The sequence below is a fragment of the Chloroflexus sp. genome (assembly GCF_056331925.1).
The window spans coordinates 1-17,418 of the sequence record NZ_JBWGQH010000040.1 but is presented as its reverse complement, the minus strand read 5'-3'; the positions used below and the strand labels follow the sequence as shown (position 1 = coordinate 17,418).

The 17,418-nt window shown below is 59.9% G+C and carries 16 protein-coding genes; all 16 read right to left on the bottom strand.

Annotated elements, in window-relative coordinates:
* Positions 1 to 401: 401 nt before the first annotated feature.
* Positions 402 to 1,799 carry a cobyrinic acid a,c-diamide synthase CobB gene (locus AC01ZF_RS16735; RefSeq protein ID WP_424676645.1) on the bottom strand — a complete coding sequence of 466 codons (1,398 nt, stop codon included), beginning with the start codon at positions 1,797 to 1,799 and terminating at the stop codon, positions 402 to 404.
* The gene (gene cobA, locus AC01ZF_RS16730) at positions 1,796 to 2,578 is read right to left on the bottom strand and encodes a uroporphyrinogen-III C-methyltransferase (RefSeq protein ID WP_424676646.1); all 783 of its coding nucleotides are present in this window, start codon (positions 2,576 to 2,578) and stop codon (positions 1,796 to 1,798) included. Before cobA ends, AC01ZF_RS16735 begins: the two co-directional genes overlap by 4 nt.
* Before the next feature lie 396 nt (positions 2,579 to 2,974).
* A complete protein-coding gene (gene cobJ, locus AC01ZF_RS16725; RefSeq protein ID WP_428112309.1) occupies positions 2,975 to 5,311 on the bottom strand; it encodes a precorrin-3B C(17)-methyltransferase in 2,337 nt (778 codons plus the stop codon).
* 51 nt (positions 5,312 to 5,362) lie between these two features.
* Positions 5,363 to 6,166 carry a precorrin-4 C(11)-methyltransferase gene (cobM, locus tag AC01ZF_RS16720; RefSeq protein ID WP_424677373.1) on the bottom strand — a complete coding sequence of 268 codons (804 nt, stop codon included), beginning with the start codon at positions 6,164 to 6,166 and terminating at the stop codon, positions 5,363 to 5,365.
* Positions 6,163 to 6,885: a precorrin-2 C(20)-methyltransferase gene (gene cobI / locus AC01ZF_RS16715; protein ID WP_424677372.1), complete on the bottom strand. Its 723-nt coding sequence runs from the start codon at positions 6,883 to 6,885 to the stop codon at positions 6,163 to 6,165. The genes cobM and cobI overlap by 4 nt, the downstream gene beginning before the upstream one ends.
* Before the next feature lie 480 nt (positions 6,886 to 7,365).
* The gene (cbiE, locus tag AC01ZF_RS16710; protein ID WP_476575520.1) at positions 7,366 to 8,571 is read right to left on the bottom strand and encodes a precorrin-6y C5,15-methyltransferase (decarboxylating) subunit CbiE; all 1,206 of its coding nucleotides are present in this window, start codon (positions 8,569 to 8,571) and stop codon (positions 7,366 to 7,368) included.
* The gene (locus AC01ZF_RS16705; protein WP_424677370.1) at positions 8,568 to 9,803 is read right to left on the bottom strand and encodes a cobalt-precorrin-5B (C(1))-methyltransferase; all 1,236 of its coding nucleotides are present in this window, start codon (positions 9,801 to 9,803) and stop codon (positions 8,568 to 8,570) included. Before AC01ZF_RS16705 ends, cbiE begins: the two co-directional genes overlap by 4 nt.
* A gap of 150 nt (positions 9,804 to 9,953) precedes the next feature.
* The gene (locus AC01ZF_RS16700) at positions 9,954 to 10,613 is read right to left on the bottom strand and encodes a precorrin-8X methylmutase (protein ID WP_424677369.1); all 660 of its coding nucleotides are present in this window, start codon (positions 10,611 to 10,613) and stop codon (positions 9,954 to 9,956) included.
* A complete protein-coding gene (locus AC01ZF_RS16695) occupies positions 10,610 to 11,134 on the bottom strand; it encodes an NAD(P)H-dependent oxidoreductase (protein WP_424677368.1) in 525 nt (174 codons plus the stop codon). Before AC01ZF_RS16695 ends, AC01ZF_RS16700 begins: the two co-directional genes overlap by 4 nt.
* Positions 11,131 to 12,528: a sirohydrochlorin chelatase gene (locus tag AC01ZF_RS16690; RefSeq protein ID WP_428112306.1), complete on the bottom strand. Its 1,398-nt coding sequence runs from the start codon at positions 12,526 to 12,528 to the stop codon at positions 11,131 to 11,133. The genes AC01ZF_RS16695 and AC01ZF_RS16690 overlap by 4 nt, the downstream gene beginning before the upstream one ends.
* Positions 12,525 to 13,484: an adenosylcobinamide-phosphate synthase CbiB gene (gene cbiB, locus AC01ZF_RS16685; protein ID WP_424677366.1), complete on the bottom strand. Its 960-nt coding sequence runs from the start codon at positions 13,482 to 13,484 to the stop codon at positions 12,525 to 12,527. The genes AC01ZF_RS16690 and cbiB overlap by 4 nt, the downstream gene beginning before the upstream one ends.
* Complete coding sequence (locus AC01ZF_RS16680; RefSeq protein WP_424677365.1) at positions 13,484 to 14,230, bottom strand: energy-coupling factor ABC transporter ATP-binding protein; 747 nt, start codon at positions 14,228 to 14,230, stop codon at positions 13,484 to 13,486. The genes cbiB and AC01ZF_RS16680 overlap by 1 nt, the downstream gene beginning before the upstream one ends.
* On the bottom strand, positions 14,227 to 15,000 hold the full coding sequence (gene cbiQ, locus AC01ZF_RS16675) for a cobalt ECF transporter T component CbiQ (protein WP_424677364.1): 774 nt from the start codon (positions 14,998 to 15,000) through the stop codon (positions 14,227 to 14,229). The genes AC01ZF_RS16680 and cbiQ overlap by 4 nt, the downstream gene beginning before the upstream one ends.
* Position 15,001: 1 nt before the next feature.
* Positions 15,002 to 15,301: an energy-coupling factor ABC transporter substrate-binding protein gene (locus AC01ZF_RS16670; RefSeq protein ID WP_424677363.1), complete on the bottom strand. Its 300-nt coding sequence runs from the start codon at positions 15,299 to 15,301 to the stop codon at positions 15,002 to 15,004.
* A complete protein-coding gene (locus AC01ZF_RS16665; RefSeq protein ID WP_424677362.1) occupies positions 15,298 to 16,038 on the bottom strand; it encodes an energy-coupling factor ABC transporter permease in 741 nt (246 codons plus the stop codon). The genes AC01ZF_RS16670 and AC01ZF_RS16665 overlap by 4 nt, the downstream gene beginning before the upstream one ends.
* 180 nt (positions 16,039 to 16,218) lie before the next feature.
* Positions 16,219 to 17,280 carry a nicotinate-nucleotide--dimethylbenzimidazole phosphoribosyltransferase gene (cobT, locus tag AC01ZF_RS16660; protein ID WP_428112303.1) on the bottom strand — a complete coding sequence of 354 codons (1,062 nt, stop codon included), beginning with the start codon at positions 17,278 to 17,280 and terminating at the stop codon, positions 16,219 to 16,221.
* Between the last annotated feature and the right edge of the window lie 138 nt (positions 17,281 to 17,418).

Below are 17,418 nucleotides of genomic sequence, written 5' to 3'. Positions count from 1 at the left end.
ACAGAGTTTTGAACGCAAAGACGCGAAGACGCGAAGGCGCGAAGACGCGAAGGCGCGAAGACGCGAAGGCGCGAAGACGCGAAGGCGCGAAGACGCAAAGACGCGAAGACGCGAAGGCGCGAAGACGCGAAGACGCGAAGGGCGCAAAGGGCGCAAAGGGTGCAGAGGGTGCAGAGGGTGTTGTAAGGGTTGGCATAGCATGGTTTTCACATACTCTATATTCAAAGATGGTATTTGAGCGTTAGGTACTACACAGAAATATCTGAATAAGCTAAGTAATTTAGAGGTTTAGATGTAGCATCACTTCTATCATACCTTACAATCCTTTGCGCCCTCTGCGTTCCCTGCGCCTTTGCATTTACCTCTTTGCGCCCTCTGCGGAGCCGGACAGTCGTCCGGATCTACTGTGTCTTTGCGTCAACAAATGTGCTGGCAGCGGCGACAAACCGCTCGGCGATAGCCGGGCAGGCCAGAAAATGCACATGAATGTACGACGCCAGCGTCTGACCGATCGCCACCCCCTCGCTGGCTGGTTGCGGACGCATCGCATCAGGCAGGCAAGCGTAGAGCGGCGGCAGATCGGTGGGCTGCGCTTCCCAGACCGAATAGTGAAACTCGTGACCACGCACCGTTTCACCGACACGCCACAGCCACGAATCGGTTTGGGCAGTGACCGTGCGGTAGCCAAGAGTGAGGCGCGGGGTCATACGCGAATGGCCGGGCAACACACCAACCATAGCGAACGATTGACCCTGCAAATCGATGAGGGTCTCGGTCAGATACATCAAACCACCACATTCGGCATAGATCGGCATACCGGCCGCCGCTGCCATCCGAATGGCTGTTAGCATCGCTTGATTGGCGCTTAGTTGGGCGGCGTAGAGTTCGGGGAAGCCACCACACAGGTAGATCGCTGCCGTTCGTGCCGGCAATGCGGTATCGCGAAGTGGGCTGAAGAAGGCCAGCTCTGCTCCGGCGGCCTGGAGAAGTTCGAGATTATCGGGGTAGATAAAGTTGAACGCCTCATCGCGGGCTACGGCAATCAGTGGAGGTGGGCCGGTGTCGGGCGACACGAGCGGCTCCACCGGCGGCGCGTTCAACGGAGGTGCAGTCGCTGCTACCGCTAGCAAACGGTCGAGATCGATGGTTGTTGCCACACGCTGTGCTGCTTCATCAAGCCACTCTTGCCAACGACCCGGTTCGGCCACCGGTACCAAGCCGAGATGACGTTCAGGCAGAGTGAGCGTCTCGTTACGCAACAGATAGCCCAACACCGGTACCCCGACCGTCTGTTCAATGGCTTGCTGCACGAGGACAGCGTGGCGCAGACTACCAACTCGATTGAGGATCACACCGCCTATCTTCACTCGTCGATCAAAATCACGCAAGCCAGCGATAATGGCAGCGGCAGTGCGCGCCATTGCCCGCGCGTCAAGCACAATTATCACCGGTGTAGCCGTCAGGCGGGCGATATGGGCACTACTCCCGGTATCGTCATTACCGGCGTAACCATCGAATAAGCCCATCACCCCTTCGATCAGGGCAAGATCGGCATCGGCACTTCGACGCGCTAGCACACCGGCGATCTGGTCAGGCGGAATCAGCCACGAGTCGAGGTTGTGACACGGCCTGCCGGCGGCGAGAGCATGATAGCCAGGATCAATGTAGTCAGGGCCACACTTAAACGGCGCGATGCGCAGACCGCGCTGACGCAAGGCAGCGATCAGACCAGCGGTGATCGTTGTTTTGCCACTGCCGCTCATCGGCGCGGCGAACAATAGGCGGGGCAGGTGGATCATAGGTCGTCCCACAACATCGGATTGGTAGGAAATTGGGCCGGATCGTACCATGCTAACGAATTGGCCAATGCCGCCACTTCACCCACGACCAGCACGGCAGGTGACGGTAATTGCGCCGTTTGTTGCCTGGCCGGCAAACTATCCAACGTCGCCAGCAGCACGCGCTGATCGGCGCTGGCTCCGCGGCTGATCAGGGCTGCCGGTGTATCACGATTGCGTCCGGCAGCGATTAGAGCAGCACAGACTTGCTCTAGGCGACCCAGTGCCATCAGGACCACCAGGGTGGGTGAGGCAGCTAACAAAGCCCAACTAACTCCACTGCAACCGTGAGGGGTAACTTCGTGCCCAGAGACGACGGTGAAGGCCGATGCGATCCCGCGCCACGTGAGGGGAATGCCGGCGTGCAACGGGATGGCTAACACCGACGAGACGCCGGGAACAATCTCGAACGGTAAGCCGGCAGCCGCTAACGCACTCGCCTCTTCGGCGAGATGGGCAAAGACGCCGGGATCACCACCTTTCAGCCGTACTACTTGCAGACCATTGCGCACCAGGCGCACCAATGTCTCGGTGATACCGTCTTGGCGGAAGGTGTGATGACCGGGTTGTTTGCCGACAAAGATCCGCTCGGCATATGGCGGTGCTTCATCGAGCAAACTTGCCGCGATTAACCGATCGTAGAGCACGACGTCGGCTTGGCGCAAGACGGTCAAACCACGTACTGTTATCAAATCGGCGCGACCGGGGCCGGCACCGACGAGATAGGCTTTTCCGGTCATAAGCTACTCCGGGTTGGACATGGATACGGAGGCATACGGATGAACACAGGTTGAAAATAGAACACGGATGCACACGGATTTGGACGGATAAACACGGATCGGATGGCGATTTGGAACCATACAGCGTCTCTTATCTGCACCTCACATTTGTGGCGTGCGGCAGTGTAACTGCCGCACAGCACACGCTCGCGTAGAACAGCATTCATGGTGCAGGCAAACTGCCGCACTCCATGCTCTCGCGTAGAATGTCATCGCAATGCATAGCAATGCACCTCATGCATCTCCGACAAGTCATCATCTGTGGTGGCTCGCGTAGAATGTCATCGCAATGCATAGCAATGCACCTCGCCACTTATGGCGTGCGACAGGCAAACTGCCACACGCCATACAGCTACATCACGCTTCCGCCAACCATTCGGCAATCGCGTCGCGGATCGCGGCGGCGCGGGCCGGCGCGGTGCCATTGCTGCTCACGGCAATGGTGATGCCGCCGCTACGATGTACTGCCGGCACATGGAAATCGCCGTCGCTGGAATCATCGGCGACGTTGCAGAGTGCGCCGGCGGCGCTGGCGGCCGCGGCAATGCGGGCATTGACGGTGCGATCATCGGTGGCAGCGAAGACGAACTGCGCGCCGGTGAGGTCGCCGGCTTGATAGCTGCGCTGTTCCCAGATTAGCTTTCCTGTCGCAGCCCATTCCGCCAGTTGCGGCGTGACAGTGGGGCTGATCAGCCGCACCGGAAAGCCGGCGGCGAGCAGACTGCGTACTTTACGCTCGCCGACAGCGCCGCCGCCAATGACGACCGCCGGCATGTGCGATGGTTTAGTCAAGACAATCGGGTAATCCGGCGCTGGCGGCGCAGCAGTGGTTGGGGTTGGCGCAGCGGTGCGAGTGGTGTAGCCGCGCGGCGTCACCATGTGGCCGGCCAGCGCAAAGCTCTGGCTATTGCCGATCAACACCACCGTCAACATATCGGCTTGCTCTGGATCAACTTCAGCGAGGGTGGTCAGCATGATCTGCTCATCGGCGCGAGTGACTTGACGGCCAAAGGCGACCGGCGTCTGCGGCGGACGATGGTCGCGCACGATGGCGAGAGCAGCCGCCAATTGCCAGTTGCGCCCATGCGAACGCGGATTGTAGAGTGCAATGACGAAATCAGCTTGTGCTGCCGCCCGCAACCGTCGTTCAATCACCGACCACGGCGTGAGCAGATCGCTAAGGCTGATTAGACAGAGATCGTGATTCACCGGCGCACCGAGACGCGCAGCCAGGGCCTGAAAAGCACTGACGCCTGGTAGTACGGTGACGGCCGGATTCTGCCCATCCCACCCCAACGACTGTAACGTCTCGAACACCGGCGCTGCCATGGCATAGATGCCAATATCGCCACTGCTGATCAGCACGACCCGCTTGCCGGCTTGCGCCAATTCAATCGCAACGCGCGCCCGCCCCATCTCATCACCCATTGCCGGAGTGGCGATAACCTCTTGGTTAGCGCGGAGCAGAGGGCGGATCAGTTCGATATATCGTCCGTAGCCAGTAACCACATCGGCGTTAGCAAGCGCCTGCCGTGCTGCTTCGGTCAGATGGATGAGGTCGCCCGGCCCAATACTTACCAGTGTGAGATGACCGCACGATGCGGTATCCGTTAACGGTGCAGATAGCACATCACGTAGGGCCACTGCAACCGTACAACGGGCAAACGCACGCTTAGGCACCAATAACGGCCCCTGGGCTGCTATCAATGCACATGGTTCGGCCACTCCCGGCAATGCAAAGCGGGTAGCGGCGCTAGGGCTAAGTGCGGTTGGGTCAAAACTACGTAACTGTTCGTGAGCAACGATTGTCAGAGGGACACCCATCTGTTCGGCCAATGCTCGCAAGCCCGGTTCACCCGCTTTAAGATCGGCAGTTGCAATGGCTATTACGCTTTCAGGCGCGAGATCGGCATCGGTGAGGGTGATGGCAACGGCCTCAGCCAGTTCGGAGGCCGGTGTATCACGACGACAACCAATCCCGACTACCAGCACGGGGGGGAGATAGCGCAACCCCTTACTCCGCACCTGCTCCCACCAACCGTTCATCCGACGATGCGAGACTACGATGATCGCCGCGAAGCGCTCGGTAGCCAACTCGTTCAGATCGGACAGCCACGTGACGGCAGGGGCAACGACTAATGCCTCGGCCAACAAAGTACGCGCCGTTGATAAGGCTGGATCAACCCATACTCCAATCGGGTCGCCATTGACCAGACAGGCCATAACGTGGGTGACAGCCGAATCGGGGGCAATCCGCCATCCTGCTTCACGCCCGATGAGATCAAGCGCGGGTAATCCCTGAGTATCGCTAGCGGTGGTGATTGCGGCTTGTCCGCCGGTGATCGCAGCGATCTGGCGAGCCAGTTGGTTCGCGCCGGCACGATGACCACCTACCAGCGGTACGGCAAAGCGGCCATCTTCATCGAGACAAACCACTGCTGGATCATCGGTTTTATGAGACAACATTGGCGCTATAAGGCGCACGATGATACCGGCGGCGCCAATGAAGACGACAGCACGTGCCTCTGACCATGCCGTCTGTACCGCTTCAGCAACGGTCGTGTATGTTCGGGCAGTCGGCCAATCGGTGGCAAAACGGGCCGGCACCCATACCGTCGCCGGCATCGCACGCGCAAGACGCCGAGCAAGTTCGACACCGGTTCGGGTGATCGCGATAATGGCAACTTCGGTCATAGGTTCCTCAGTCTGATGACACACTGCTACCGCGTCGAGCAGTCGCAAATACTACTCAACCACACGACGCCGGAGCCGATGACTGTAGGTAGGATCGTACAGTCGACTGGTTGGCCGATCGGTCCGCTTGTGGATCGGGTTAAGAGCCTCACTCACCAGAATCAGAGCTTGCCGCGTAAAACCGGCAGCCTTAACCTTGGGCACAATATCGCCGAGGGTACCGGAGAGAATCACCTCGTCGGGCCACGTTACTCGATACGCCACAACAACCGGCGTGTCCGACGTATACGCACCTGACGCCAGCAGCGTCTCAATCACCTGTGGCAAGCGCGTAATACCGAGATAGATGGCGAGTGACGCGCCATGGGCAGCCAAACCCGCCAATTGCTCGCGTTCGGGCAACGGAGTACGTCCGGCAGGCCGCGTGAGAATAATCGTCTGCACCAATTCCGGCACGGTCAGCTCAACACCGAGGCGGGCCGCGAGCGCGAACGCAGCCGTCACACCCGGCACCACTTCGTAAGGAATACCGGCTTCATCGAGTGCTGCCATCTGCTCGTGGATCGCGCCGTACAGCGCCGGATCACCGCTGTGCAGGCGTACAACGACTTGACCGGCTTGGGCTGCTTGACACATCAGATCGACAATCTGGGCTAAATGTAGCTCAACCGAACCGACGATCTGCGCATCGGGACGAGCATACGCCGCCGGTAAGGCAGCATCAACCAGACTATCGGCATAGAGAATAAGATCGGCTTGTGCCAGCAGATCGCGCCCACGCACGGTTATCAGATCCGGCGCACCGGGCCCGGCACCAACGAAGTACACTGTTCCGGGGACGGCAGGGTAGGTCATAGACATTCTCCACGACGCACAATGACAAGCGATAAGTAGGGACGAGGTTGCGGTGTCAACTGACGCAGATCGCGAGTAATAAACTCGCCCTCCAGTCCGACTCTCTCGGCATAGAGAGCATGGTCAAGTAACCCGGCTTGGGTAAGCGCAGTAAGAATGGACGGCAAGACCGAACCGGCTTTCATCAACACTACCGTAGCAAACTCGGTGAGCAGACGCTGCAGGGTAGCGGCATCGGTCTCATAGCTGGCCGGCAACACGATCAACCGCTCATCGGCCATTGTCAACGGCAAGCCGCCGGCAGCCGCAGCAGCGGCAAAGGAAGTGATACCTGGAATGATGCGCACGCTGAGATTGGGTGAGCGTTCACGCAACTCACGCCAAAGGTAGACAAAAGTACCGTACAGCAATGGATCGCCGAGCAAAAGGTAAACACCACGCTGTCGTGTTTGTAGTTCGGTGAGCATCACATCGGCGGCCGCTTGCCATGCCGGACGTAACTGACCCGAGTCGCGGGTCATCGGCAACGGGAGGGTAACGACGCGCTGACGTTCAGGATCGATCCACGGCGCGGCAATCCGCAACGCGATGCTGGCATCGCCATCACGGCTCTGCGGCGCGAAGATAACATCAGCCGCTTGCACGGCACGCAAGCCTTTGAGCGTAATCAGTTCGGGGTCGCCGGGGCCAATCCCGACTGCGGCGAGTTCAGCATTCATACCAACACCTAACTTTCAGGCGCAGAGCAAGCAAAGGTGCAGAGGATGTGAACGCAAAGGCGCGAAGGGCGCGAAGATAAGCAACGTTTTTTGAGGCACCCCATACCCACCCCATACCACGCTACACTTGCCGCACGAAGGGCGCGAAGATAAGCAACGTTTTTTGAGGCACCCCATACCCACCTCATACCACGCTACACCTTGCCGCACGAAGGGCGCGAAGATAAGCAACGTTTTTTGAGAATTTGGCATAAGCATCGCTACCCCCATAAAACCTTTGCGATCTTAGCGTCTTTGCGTTTTCAAGAGTAGTATGTACCGCCCGACCAAAAAGAAGTGCAGCCCCATAAAACCTTTGCGATCTTAGCGTCTTTGCGTTTTCAAGAGTAGTATGTACCGCCCGACCAAAAAGAAGTGCAGTCCCATAAAACCTTTGCGATCTTAGCGTCTTTGCGTTAATCCTTAGCGTTCTTAGCGTCTTCAGACTCGCCACGTCACGATGAAGATCGGATTGAGTGCAGCGAAGCGTAGATCGGATTGGATCGGCGCGCCGCGGTTGATCTGTACCTGCGCCACCCGCGCCGCTGGCAAAAGGGCCAGCGCCGTAGCGAGATGGCCGGCAGTCACGAGGTTGAGCACCAGCCGGCCTCCGATGCGCAGCCGTTGCTGAGCCAGCGCGATGATCGCCTCCAACCTCCCGCCGCTCCCTCCAACAAAGATCGCATCGGGATCGGGCCAATCGGCGCACGCCTCCGGCGCTTCGCCGTGAGCCGCGTACAGGTTGGGCGCAGGAAAACGGCGCAGATTAGCGTGAATATGCTCGACAAACACCGCGCGCCGCTCGACCGCATAGACCCGCGCGGTTGGGCAGGCGCGAGCCGCCTCGATCGCCACCGCGCCACTGCCGGCCCCGATGTCCCACAGCACTTCGCCGGGTTGCAAGGCCAGCTCGGCCAGGCTGATCAAACGTACTTCACGCTTGGTAATTTGGCCGGCTTCGGTGCTGAAGGCCTCGTCGGGTAGGCCGGGTGGAATGGGACGCACGGGCCGGTCGTTCCAAACCACCAGCACATTAAGCGGATCAAACGCGGCGGTGACGAGATCGGCGAGCGTAGCGGAGACGACGCGCTGACGCGGCCCACCAAGCTGCTCGCAGACAGCGCAGCGGCTGGCGGGTTCCATCCCGGCAGCGATCAGGGCTTGCGCAATCACTGCCGGCGTCTGCCGACGATCGGTCAGAATCGCCGCTTTGGGCGCGGCCAGCACCGCCGGAATGATCGCGTCCAAGGGTCGGCCATGGGCACTGAGCAACACCGCATCGTGCCAGGGTTCGGCCAGCGCAGCAAAGGCAAGCTGGGCCGAAGTCGGGGCCGGCACAATGTCGAGCGCCTCCGGTGGAAACACTCGCCGTAAACTGGCGCCAATGCCGTACCAAAGCGGATCACCCGACGCCAGTACCACCGCTGTTTGACCGGCTTCCCACGCCTGCTGCAACCGGGCCAGCGCCGGCTCCACACTCGCTTCGACCACCAGCCGCTCGGCGGCCACCTCAGGAAACGCAGCCAGATGGCGCTTCCCGCCGACCAACAGATCGGCGCGAGCAATGCGCAGAAGAAGCCTAGCCGGCAAACCATCAGCGCCGGCATCGGTCAGACCGACCACCAAAATCGGCACACGCCGGCTCATGGCTCACCCTCCACGACCGTGTCATCTTCGGGCAACGGATCGGTTAGCAACCGCTCGATCAACGGGGGCGGCAGAGTCGCAGGATCCGCGTGATCGGCAGCGACTGCCGCAGCGCGGGCCAGCACCGTACCATCAAAATCGACCAGAATGGTCTCGAAATCCATCGCGCCGCCGTGGGCGGCAATGAAGCGCAGGCACTGTTCGAGGGCCAAATCCACGATCCGCTGCAACGGTGCTTGCTGACCATATTGCTGGCACAACTCAAGAAAATGGCGTCCGGTATTTGCCTGCGCCACCGCCTGCACTAGCTCGTCCGGCGCACCCACCTCGCGGCAGACCTGCGCCAGAAAGGCGAAATCGACCTGATTACCGGCGACGTGGGTTTGCATATAGCCTTGCGCGGTCTTGATCATCTTACCGATCATGCCCACAAACACGGCTGACGGCACCCCGTGGGCAATGCAGGTCTTGAGCGCATCGCCGGTAAAGACGCTCAATTCGACAAATGCCATTTCCGGCAACTCAGGAAAGATACGCATCGCAAACTTCTCGGAACGAGCGCCGGTGCAGAGGATCATCTTCTGCACACCATTGCGAGCCGCCATTTCGACCGCTTGGATCACGCTGGCCCGCCACGCGGCGGTGCTATAGGGAAAGACCTTGCCGGTGGTGCCAAGAATGCTAATCCCGCCGATAATGCCGAGGCGCGGGTTGAGCGTCTTTTGCGCGATCTGCTCACCGCCGGGCACGCTGATGATCACCTCTAGCCCAGCCTGCTCCAGAAACGCTTCGCCGCCGGGAGCACATTCGCGCACAGCATCGAGGACGTTCGCGGTAATTTGCTGGCGCGGCACCGGGTTGATCGCCGGTCCACCGACCGGCAAACCCAAACCGGGCAACGTCACCCGTCCCACCCCCTCGCCGCCTTCCAGATGGATGCCCGGCGTGGTCACAAGCCGCACCTGCGCGCAGATCAATGCGCCGTGAGTGACATCGGGATCGTCACCGGCATCTTTGCGCATACAGCAATAGGCTTCCGTCTCATCGAGCCGGGTGACGGCGGGTGTCATCGTAGCGGTTTCGCCGATCGGCAAGGTGATCGTCACTTGCGCCGGCCACTGCCCGCTGAAGAGGGCAATCGTAGCCGCTTTGGCGGCGGCTGAGGCGTTGCTGCCGGTGGTGTATCCGGTGCGCGAACCGCGTTTGTTGCGGGGTGGAACCATATCGGCCATCACGTGTCTCCGTATGTACATGTTTCACCGCAGAGGGCGCGAGTGGTTCTTGCCGCAGAGGCCGCAGAGGATGGAGTACTAGTTGCATACTCCGAAACCCTTTGCGCACCTTTGCGCCCTTCGCGCCTTTGCGCCCTTTGCGCCTTGATGTCACACATCGCGGTTGTCTTCACCGAGCGCCAACCGCAGCAGCGCATTGACAATCGCCGTCGCCACCGGTGAACCACCTTTTCGACCGACGGTGACGATCCAGGGCACATCGGTACGGGCTATGAGCGCCGATTTGCTCTCGGCAGTATTGACAAAGCCGACCGGCACACCAATAATTAACGCCGGTTGAACCCCACGGTCAAGGAGATCCAGCAATGCAAACAACGCTGTTGGTGCATTGCCAATCGCTACGATTGATCCGGCGATCAGACCTCGGTCGGCAGCCCAGTGCAGAGCAGCAGCGCTGCGGGTAAGACCGGTCGCCGCAGCGAGTTGGATAACGTCCGGCAGGTCGTTGAAGCAGTGCGCTGCGCCACCGAAGCGGTGCAGCCGCCGCTGGTCAATGCCAACCCGTGCCATCTGCACATCGGTGATCACCGCGCAGCCGCGTTGCAACGCAGCGACACCGACTTCGATTGCGCCGGGGCTGGCTTGGGTAATCGTGGCGAACTCAAAATCGGCAGTGGTGTGAATGATCCGCTCGACGACCGTCGCCAGCGGTTGCGGCAAAGTGATCCCGCATTCGGCCAGCTCGGCACGGATAATCGCGAACGAGCGAGCGGCGATCTCGGCGCCGGTCACAGGAACGTGCTCGGTCATAGGTTCGCTCCCCGACGCAACTGCACAGCAATCTGCGCCACCCGCCGGCCTAAGGCTTGCGCCTGCAATAGATCAGCTTCGGTAATATCACCAACCGACGTCGCACCGTAATAGGAACCGGCCTGCTCCATCAGCGGCGTCCACGGCAAGCCAACAATGATCATGCCGCCGCCGAGCATCCAGTGCAACACTGAGAGTAAGGTAAACTCAGTGCCGGAATGGCGTCCGGCGCTGCTAGTAAAGGCCGCACCTACTTTGCCGGCTAAGCTTCCCTCTTCCCACAGGTCGCCAGTAGTGTCGAGCCACCGCTTCAACGTGCCCTTAATACCTGTCCAGTTCGGTGTGCCGATAATGATTCCGTCAGCTTCGAGCAGATCGGCTTTGGTGGCGTGGTTGGGCAAGCGCACCTTCACCTCGGCGCCGGGAACGGTCGCGACACCGGCGGCGATGGCTTGAGCTAATTGGGCCACGTGATCGCCAACATCGTGCAAAATAAAGATGCGGCACGTCACATCAGTCATTGGCGGATATGCTCCTTCCAGTAATGGTAGGTCTTGGCAACAGCGGTCACGACATTCTTGATCTCGGCTTCGAGCCGGAACTGCGGCCCCGCCGGCAACAGCAAGACCCGATCTTCACGTCGCACACTAACATTTTCCACGATAATCGCCCGCAACAGCCAGATCGCCATCTCTTCGCTCTCACAGACGAGGCCAATCCAGCCGGGAGCGACATCGGTCTTCACCGGCAGATCAGTCACCATCGCCAGCGCACGGGCCAATTCGGCGATCACTCGATCATACCCTTCAGGATCGGCATGCACCGTCGCTGGATCGACCGGTTCGAGTAAGGTACCGCGGTGCGGCGGACCACCGGCCAATGCGAGTTCGCAGAAAGGATTGTTGGGATCGTCACCACCCCACACCCGATCCCACGCTACTTGTCCGGTTTCATCATAGACAAGCGGTGCAGCCGTCATCGGCGCCGCACTCACCGCCCGCCCACCACGGTAGCGCGGCGGCAAGATCGTCTCCAGTCGATTGGTCGGTGTTTCACCACGCAGCCCATGCTCGTGGTCACTGGTTTGGGGTCGGCCAAAATCGGCGGTGAAACCGGGGAAGAGCCGCCGATACTTGCACACATCGCAATTGACGGTGACTTGTCCCTGCACCGCTTCGCGAAACCGCTGTTCGATTGCTGCAATCACCCCTTCGTGTAACCCAAGATGGCCGGTAAACACGAGATCGTGATCGGGATAGCGTTGGCGGGCAGCAATGACCTGCTGCTCAATCCGCTGCAAAATCCGCCCGGTAAAGAGCAGGTACGGAATGATCATCACCCGCCGTGCGCCGAGTGCGATACACGCATCGATGGTTTCGGGGACACGCGGCGTTGTGATGCTATAAAAACCATACATGACCCGCGCATAACCACGCCCTTCCCAGAGCAAGCGAGCCATCCTCGCGACATCGGCATTACTATCGGGATCACTGCTGCCGCGGCCAATCAAAGCTAGCGCCGTCTCGGCCCGCAGAACCGGCGGCACTGCTGCTTCTGCTTCAGCCAAGCGGTCGCCGAGAGCTTTGAGCAGCGAATATTGCACCCCCAGTGGCGCGCCATAGTGGATGGTGAGTTCGGGCCAGCGTGCGCGCGCCTCGCGCAACGCGACCGGAATATCGTTCTTTTGGTGGCCAGCCGCGCCGAGCAAGAGCGGCAATGCGACGATGCGCTGATAACCGGCACGAGCGCAAGCATCTATCGCTTGCCCGATCGGCGGATCGGCCAATTCAAGAAAACATGGCTGCACAAACAGACCGAAGCGTTCTTGTACCAACGCCGCCAACCGATGGTATTCGGCGATACCGGCAGCATCGTCGGTGCCGTGACCGATGAGTAACAGAGCCGTGTCATTCATAGCGTAGACCTCTGCTTGACGAAGCGCATCACCGATAAGCCGAGCAGGAAGCCGGTCACGAGAAACATTACCATTCGCCCGATCCGTCGAGCGTCTCGGATGAGTGCAGCATCGGCCATACGTGTACCGGTACCGAGCGTGTAGTGCTCACGCTTGGTCAATACCGTATCAAGCGCACCGGCCATTGCAGCCATCGGCCAACCGGCATTGGGCGAAGCCGTGCGTCGGGCGTCCCGGATTGCTCCAATGAGTGCCTGCCGACCACGGCGGTTGACGATCTGAGCAGCCAGCGCGATAAGGAGCGCGGTGAGGCGAGCGGGGAGCCAATTGAATAGATCATCGCTCCGTGCTGCCACTTTACCCAAATATTCAAACCGTTCGGTGCGATAGCCCCACATCGCGTCGGCAGTGTTGGTGAAGCGGTATATCAACATCGCCGGTAAACCACCAACTAAGAGCGCCGATACCGGTGCAATAACGCTATCGCTGAGATTTTCTGCCAGAGACTCAATGGCGGCACCGGCCACTTCAGCGGCACTCAAATCGTTTGTTTGCCGGCTTACTAAATGCCAACCGAGTAAACGCCGCGCCTCGACCAGATCACCGGCGACTAACGCCGTCTCGACTGCGGCAACCGCACGATCAAGACCGCGATAGGCAAGCAGCAATGAGGCGAGTGCTGCTTGCACGATGGTTTGACGTGGCAAAGACACACCGATCCCGCCACCCAGCAACCACCCGACGACGATCCAGCCTATTCCCCACACCAACCGAGCAACCGGCGGTGTGGCCGGAGCTAACCGCTCACCAAGATGCAGCCAGTGGCCCATCGCACCAACTGGATGCAGATAGTTAGGTGGATCACCGAACCCGGCGTCAATGACTAAGGCGAGCAACGCAACCGCAGCGCGCTCAGTCAGTAGGGATAACGCTCGATGCAGGAATCCGAGTAGCATTACTCATCTCCGTACCAAAACTCAGACGGTGCAATCAGCATCCGCAGCTCTGGATCGGCCCACACCTGTGCCGGCGGTGCTACCGTCATGACCCGCCCCTCGTGCAACACGACAACCAGATCGGCCCACCGGCGTGCCAATGCCAGATCGTGCGTTGCCAGCACGACGGTGCCTCCCTGCGCAACCAGCCGGTCGAACACCTGCATGACCTGCTGACGCGCCCATGCATCGAGACCCGAGGTCGTTTCATCGACTAAGATGCAGCGTGGGCGCATCGCCAGCACACCGGCCAACGCTACCCGCGCCTTCTGCCCACTGCTCAGTGCGTGCGTTGGTCGGTCGAGCAGATCGGTCACATCACACATGGCGGCTGCTTCCGTGACCGCCTGACGCGCTTCGGCGTCGCTCAAGCCAAGATTGAGTGGGCCAAAACTGATGTCTTGCCAGACGCTTGCGCTAAAGAGTTGCTCGTCGGGTGATTGCATCACCAACCCGACCGTTTGGCGCAAACGACGCAACCCCTGCCGCGAATACGCAACCGGTGTCGCACCAAGGTACAGCCGCCCTCGTTGTGGGCGAAGCAGACCGGCCATGATCAACAGCAAGGTACTTTTCCCGGCGCCGTTTCGGCCAAGCACGACGATCCGCCGACCGGCGTCAATCCGCAACGAGACGTCCGCCAATGCCGGCTGCGAACTGGTCGGAAAGCAATAGGATACATCTTCTAACGCAACCACTGCCGTCATGCACCCCACCTTGCCCACAGCAGACTCACGATCATCACCCCTCCGATCACCCACAACCGGCGCTCGTGGCGATACGTCAGCGGCAACACTCGGAGTTCGCCATCGAACCCCCGCGCCAGCAGTGCGATGTCGAGAGCTTTGCTCCGATGGTATGTTTCGACAAACAGGCGGCTTCCGATCAGGGCTGAACTGCGCAAGGCAGACCACCACGAAGCGTACCCCAGCCGTCCCGACTGAGCCGTAACCATCCGCTCAAGCGTATCGAGCAAGACAAAAATGGCCCGGTAGCTCAGCATCATCAGCTCGACAAGTAGCGGTGGCACCCACAACCGACGCACCACTTCAAGCAGATCGACCAACGGAGTTGTCAGAATAAGAAAGTTGAGCGCTGCTATCGAACCAAGCGCCCGGCTGAGGAGACGCGCTGCGGTATCCAACGATTCGCTACTCATACTCAGCCAGAACGGTCCCACCGACCATACCCCTGAAGATGCCGTCGGCGGCGTCAGACTCACACTCACCGCAACGGAGATGACCGAGATGACCAGAAAGGTCAGCTCGGAGCCGACGACCGCCACGACAACGCGCCACGGGAGTCGGGCGTACCACACGGCTAATCCCACCATCCACGCGACGACCAGCCATCCGACACGTGGATGATCCAGCAGCAGACACAGCAGGATCGTCACCATCACGATACTGCTCTTCTGCGCCGGATCAACGTCACGCAGCCGATTGGTGAAGGCGTAGCGGTCAATCACACGCAGCATATCAGTGATCCCGCCGTTGGCGGCGACCATGGCACCGGCCGAAGAAATATCCGATCACACCGGCGCCTGCCCCGGCCTGGATGGCGAACAACAGGCTTTCGGTCTCGCTCCCCGGTGGCGCGAAGAATGGTTGAAACCATGGCTCGTAATCAGGGGCGATCTGAACAATCGCGTCTGTGGCAGCAGCGTCCGCGCCACCAAACTCGGTGTCACGGATGAGCAGCATGGGCGCAATCGTCAGAACCACGACCATAAGAGCAAGCACAACGATCATCGGCCACGACAACGGTTGTACGTTCATGAGCGGCCCCCTTTGAACATCAACGCTTGCATCTCAGAGGCAGCGCTCGTCTGCAACGCATTCATTATCAGAACCGTGAGGATCCCTTCACTGATCGCCAAAGGAATCTGGGTCACCGCAAAGATCGTACCAAACTTCGCGAACGAGGCCACGAACCCACCAACGGGATCGGGATAGACGACGGCCAGTTGCAACGAGGTAACGACATATGTCGCCAGATCGGCCAGTACAGCCGCCAGAAACACCGTGAGCCAAAACGGCGCACGCTCGACAAGTCCACGCCAGATCAACCACGCCACGAACGGTCCCACCACTGCCATACTAAAGGCGTTTGCTCCGAGCGTCGTCAGGCCTCCGTGGGCAATAAGTAACGCCTGAAAGAGCAACACGATGGTTCCCAACACGCTCATCACCCACGGCCCAAATAAGATCGCCCCGAGACCAGTACCGGTCGGGTGACTACTCGAACCGGTCACACTTGGCAACTTGAGAGCACTGAGGACGAAGGTAAATGCAGCCGCAAAACCGAGCAGCAACCGCAACTCTGGCTGTGAACGAACGATCCGCTGGATGCGGCGAAAGCCAATCACCCAGAAAGGGATCATAACCACAAACCAAAACAACGCCCACAACGGTGGCAAGAAACCTTCCATGATGTGCATGGCATATGCCGGACGTGCTTCCAGCGCGATCAGGAGCGCCGCACCAAGCACCCCAATGAACCAACGATGTTTCATCACCAGCCTCCTCTTCGGTATTCAGCAAAAGCGACCGAAAGTGAGATGACGAAAAGATGTTTGCCGGTAGTATCGCCGCGTGCGGTAGACCAAAATGCTTCGACACCTTTTCCGCAACCGCAAGAGCAAGCGTGTGAGCGGGAACAGTCATCACAATTCCCGCTCGTCACCGACGACGCACTACGACTCCTTCTTCTCCGACACACCGGCTTCGGCGAAGGTTGCCATCTCATCAAGCACCTTGCAGGCCGCTTGGCAGAGCGACATTGCCAGCACAGCACCGGTGCCTTCACCGAGTCGCATATCGAGATCAAGCAACGGTTTCAAATCGAGACGGTCGAATACCGCAGCATGGCCACGCTCGACCGAGCGGTGGCCGGCGATCAGATAGTTGGTAACCGCCGGCGCAATGGTAGCGGCGATCAATGCGGCAGCCCCGGCGATAAAACCATCAATCACGACCGGTACCCGCCGCGCTGCCGCACCAAGGATAACGCCGGCTAAACCGCCGATCTCTAGCCCACCTACCTTTGCCAGCACATCCAATCCGTCGTGCGGGTTAGGCCAATGCAACGCCAATGCCTGCTCAATGACAGTAATTTTACGTGCTAGCCCGGTATCATCGATACCGGTACCACGCCCGGTCACTTCTGCTACCGGACGTCCGGTAATCGCCGCCACCACCGCACTCGCCGCCGTCGTGTTGGCGATACCCATTTCACCGGTGGCTAATAGGTCTACTCCACTATCAATCGCCTCGTTGGCACAAGTAATCCCCACCTCGATGGACTGCTGGGCGAGTTCACGACTCATCGCCGGCTCCCGGCTAAAATCAGCCGTGCCATAGGCGAGTTTGCGGCTGACCAATTCAGGATGCGGGGGTAGATCGGTCGCTACGCCAATATCAACGACAATCACTTGGGCGCCAACGTGACGCGCCAGCACGTTAATCGCCGCACCACCACGCAAAAAGTTGCGTACCATCTGTGGCGTCACCTCGGCGGGAAAGGCGCTCACGCCTTGGCGGGCTACCCCGTGATCGGCAGCCATCACGATTACGGCCGGCTTGGTCAGACGTGGTCGTTCCTGACCGGTGATCCCGGCAATGCGGATCGAGAGTTCCTCTAACCGGCCCAGCGAGCCGGCCGGCTTGGTGAGCATGTCTTGCCGGCGGTGAGCCGCCGTTGCCGCCTGATCATCCAATGGGCCAATGTGATTGATAGTTTGCGTGAGCAGCGACATACAACCTCCTTCATAAACGTATATCCCCGCACAACCGTAGAGCCGCACCCGTAGAGCCGCGCCCGTAGAGCCGCGCCCGTAGAGCCGCGCCCGTAGAGCCGCGCCCGTAGAGCCGCGCCCGTAGAGCCGCGCCCGTAG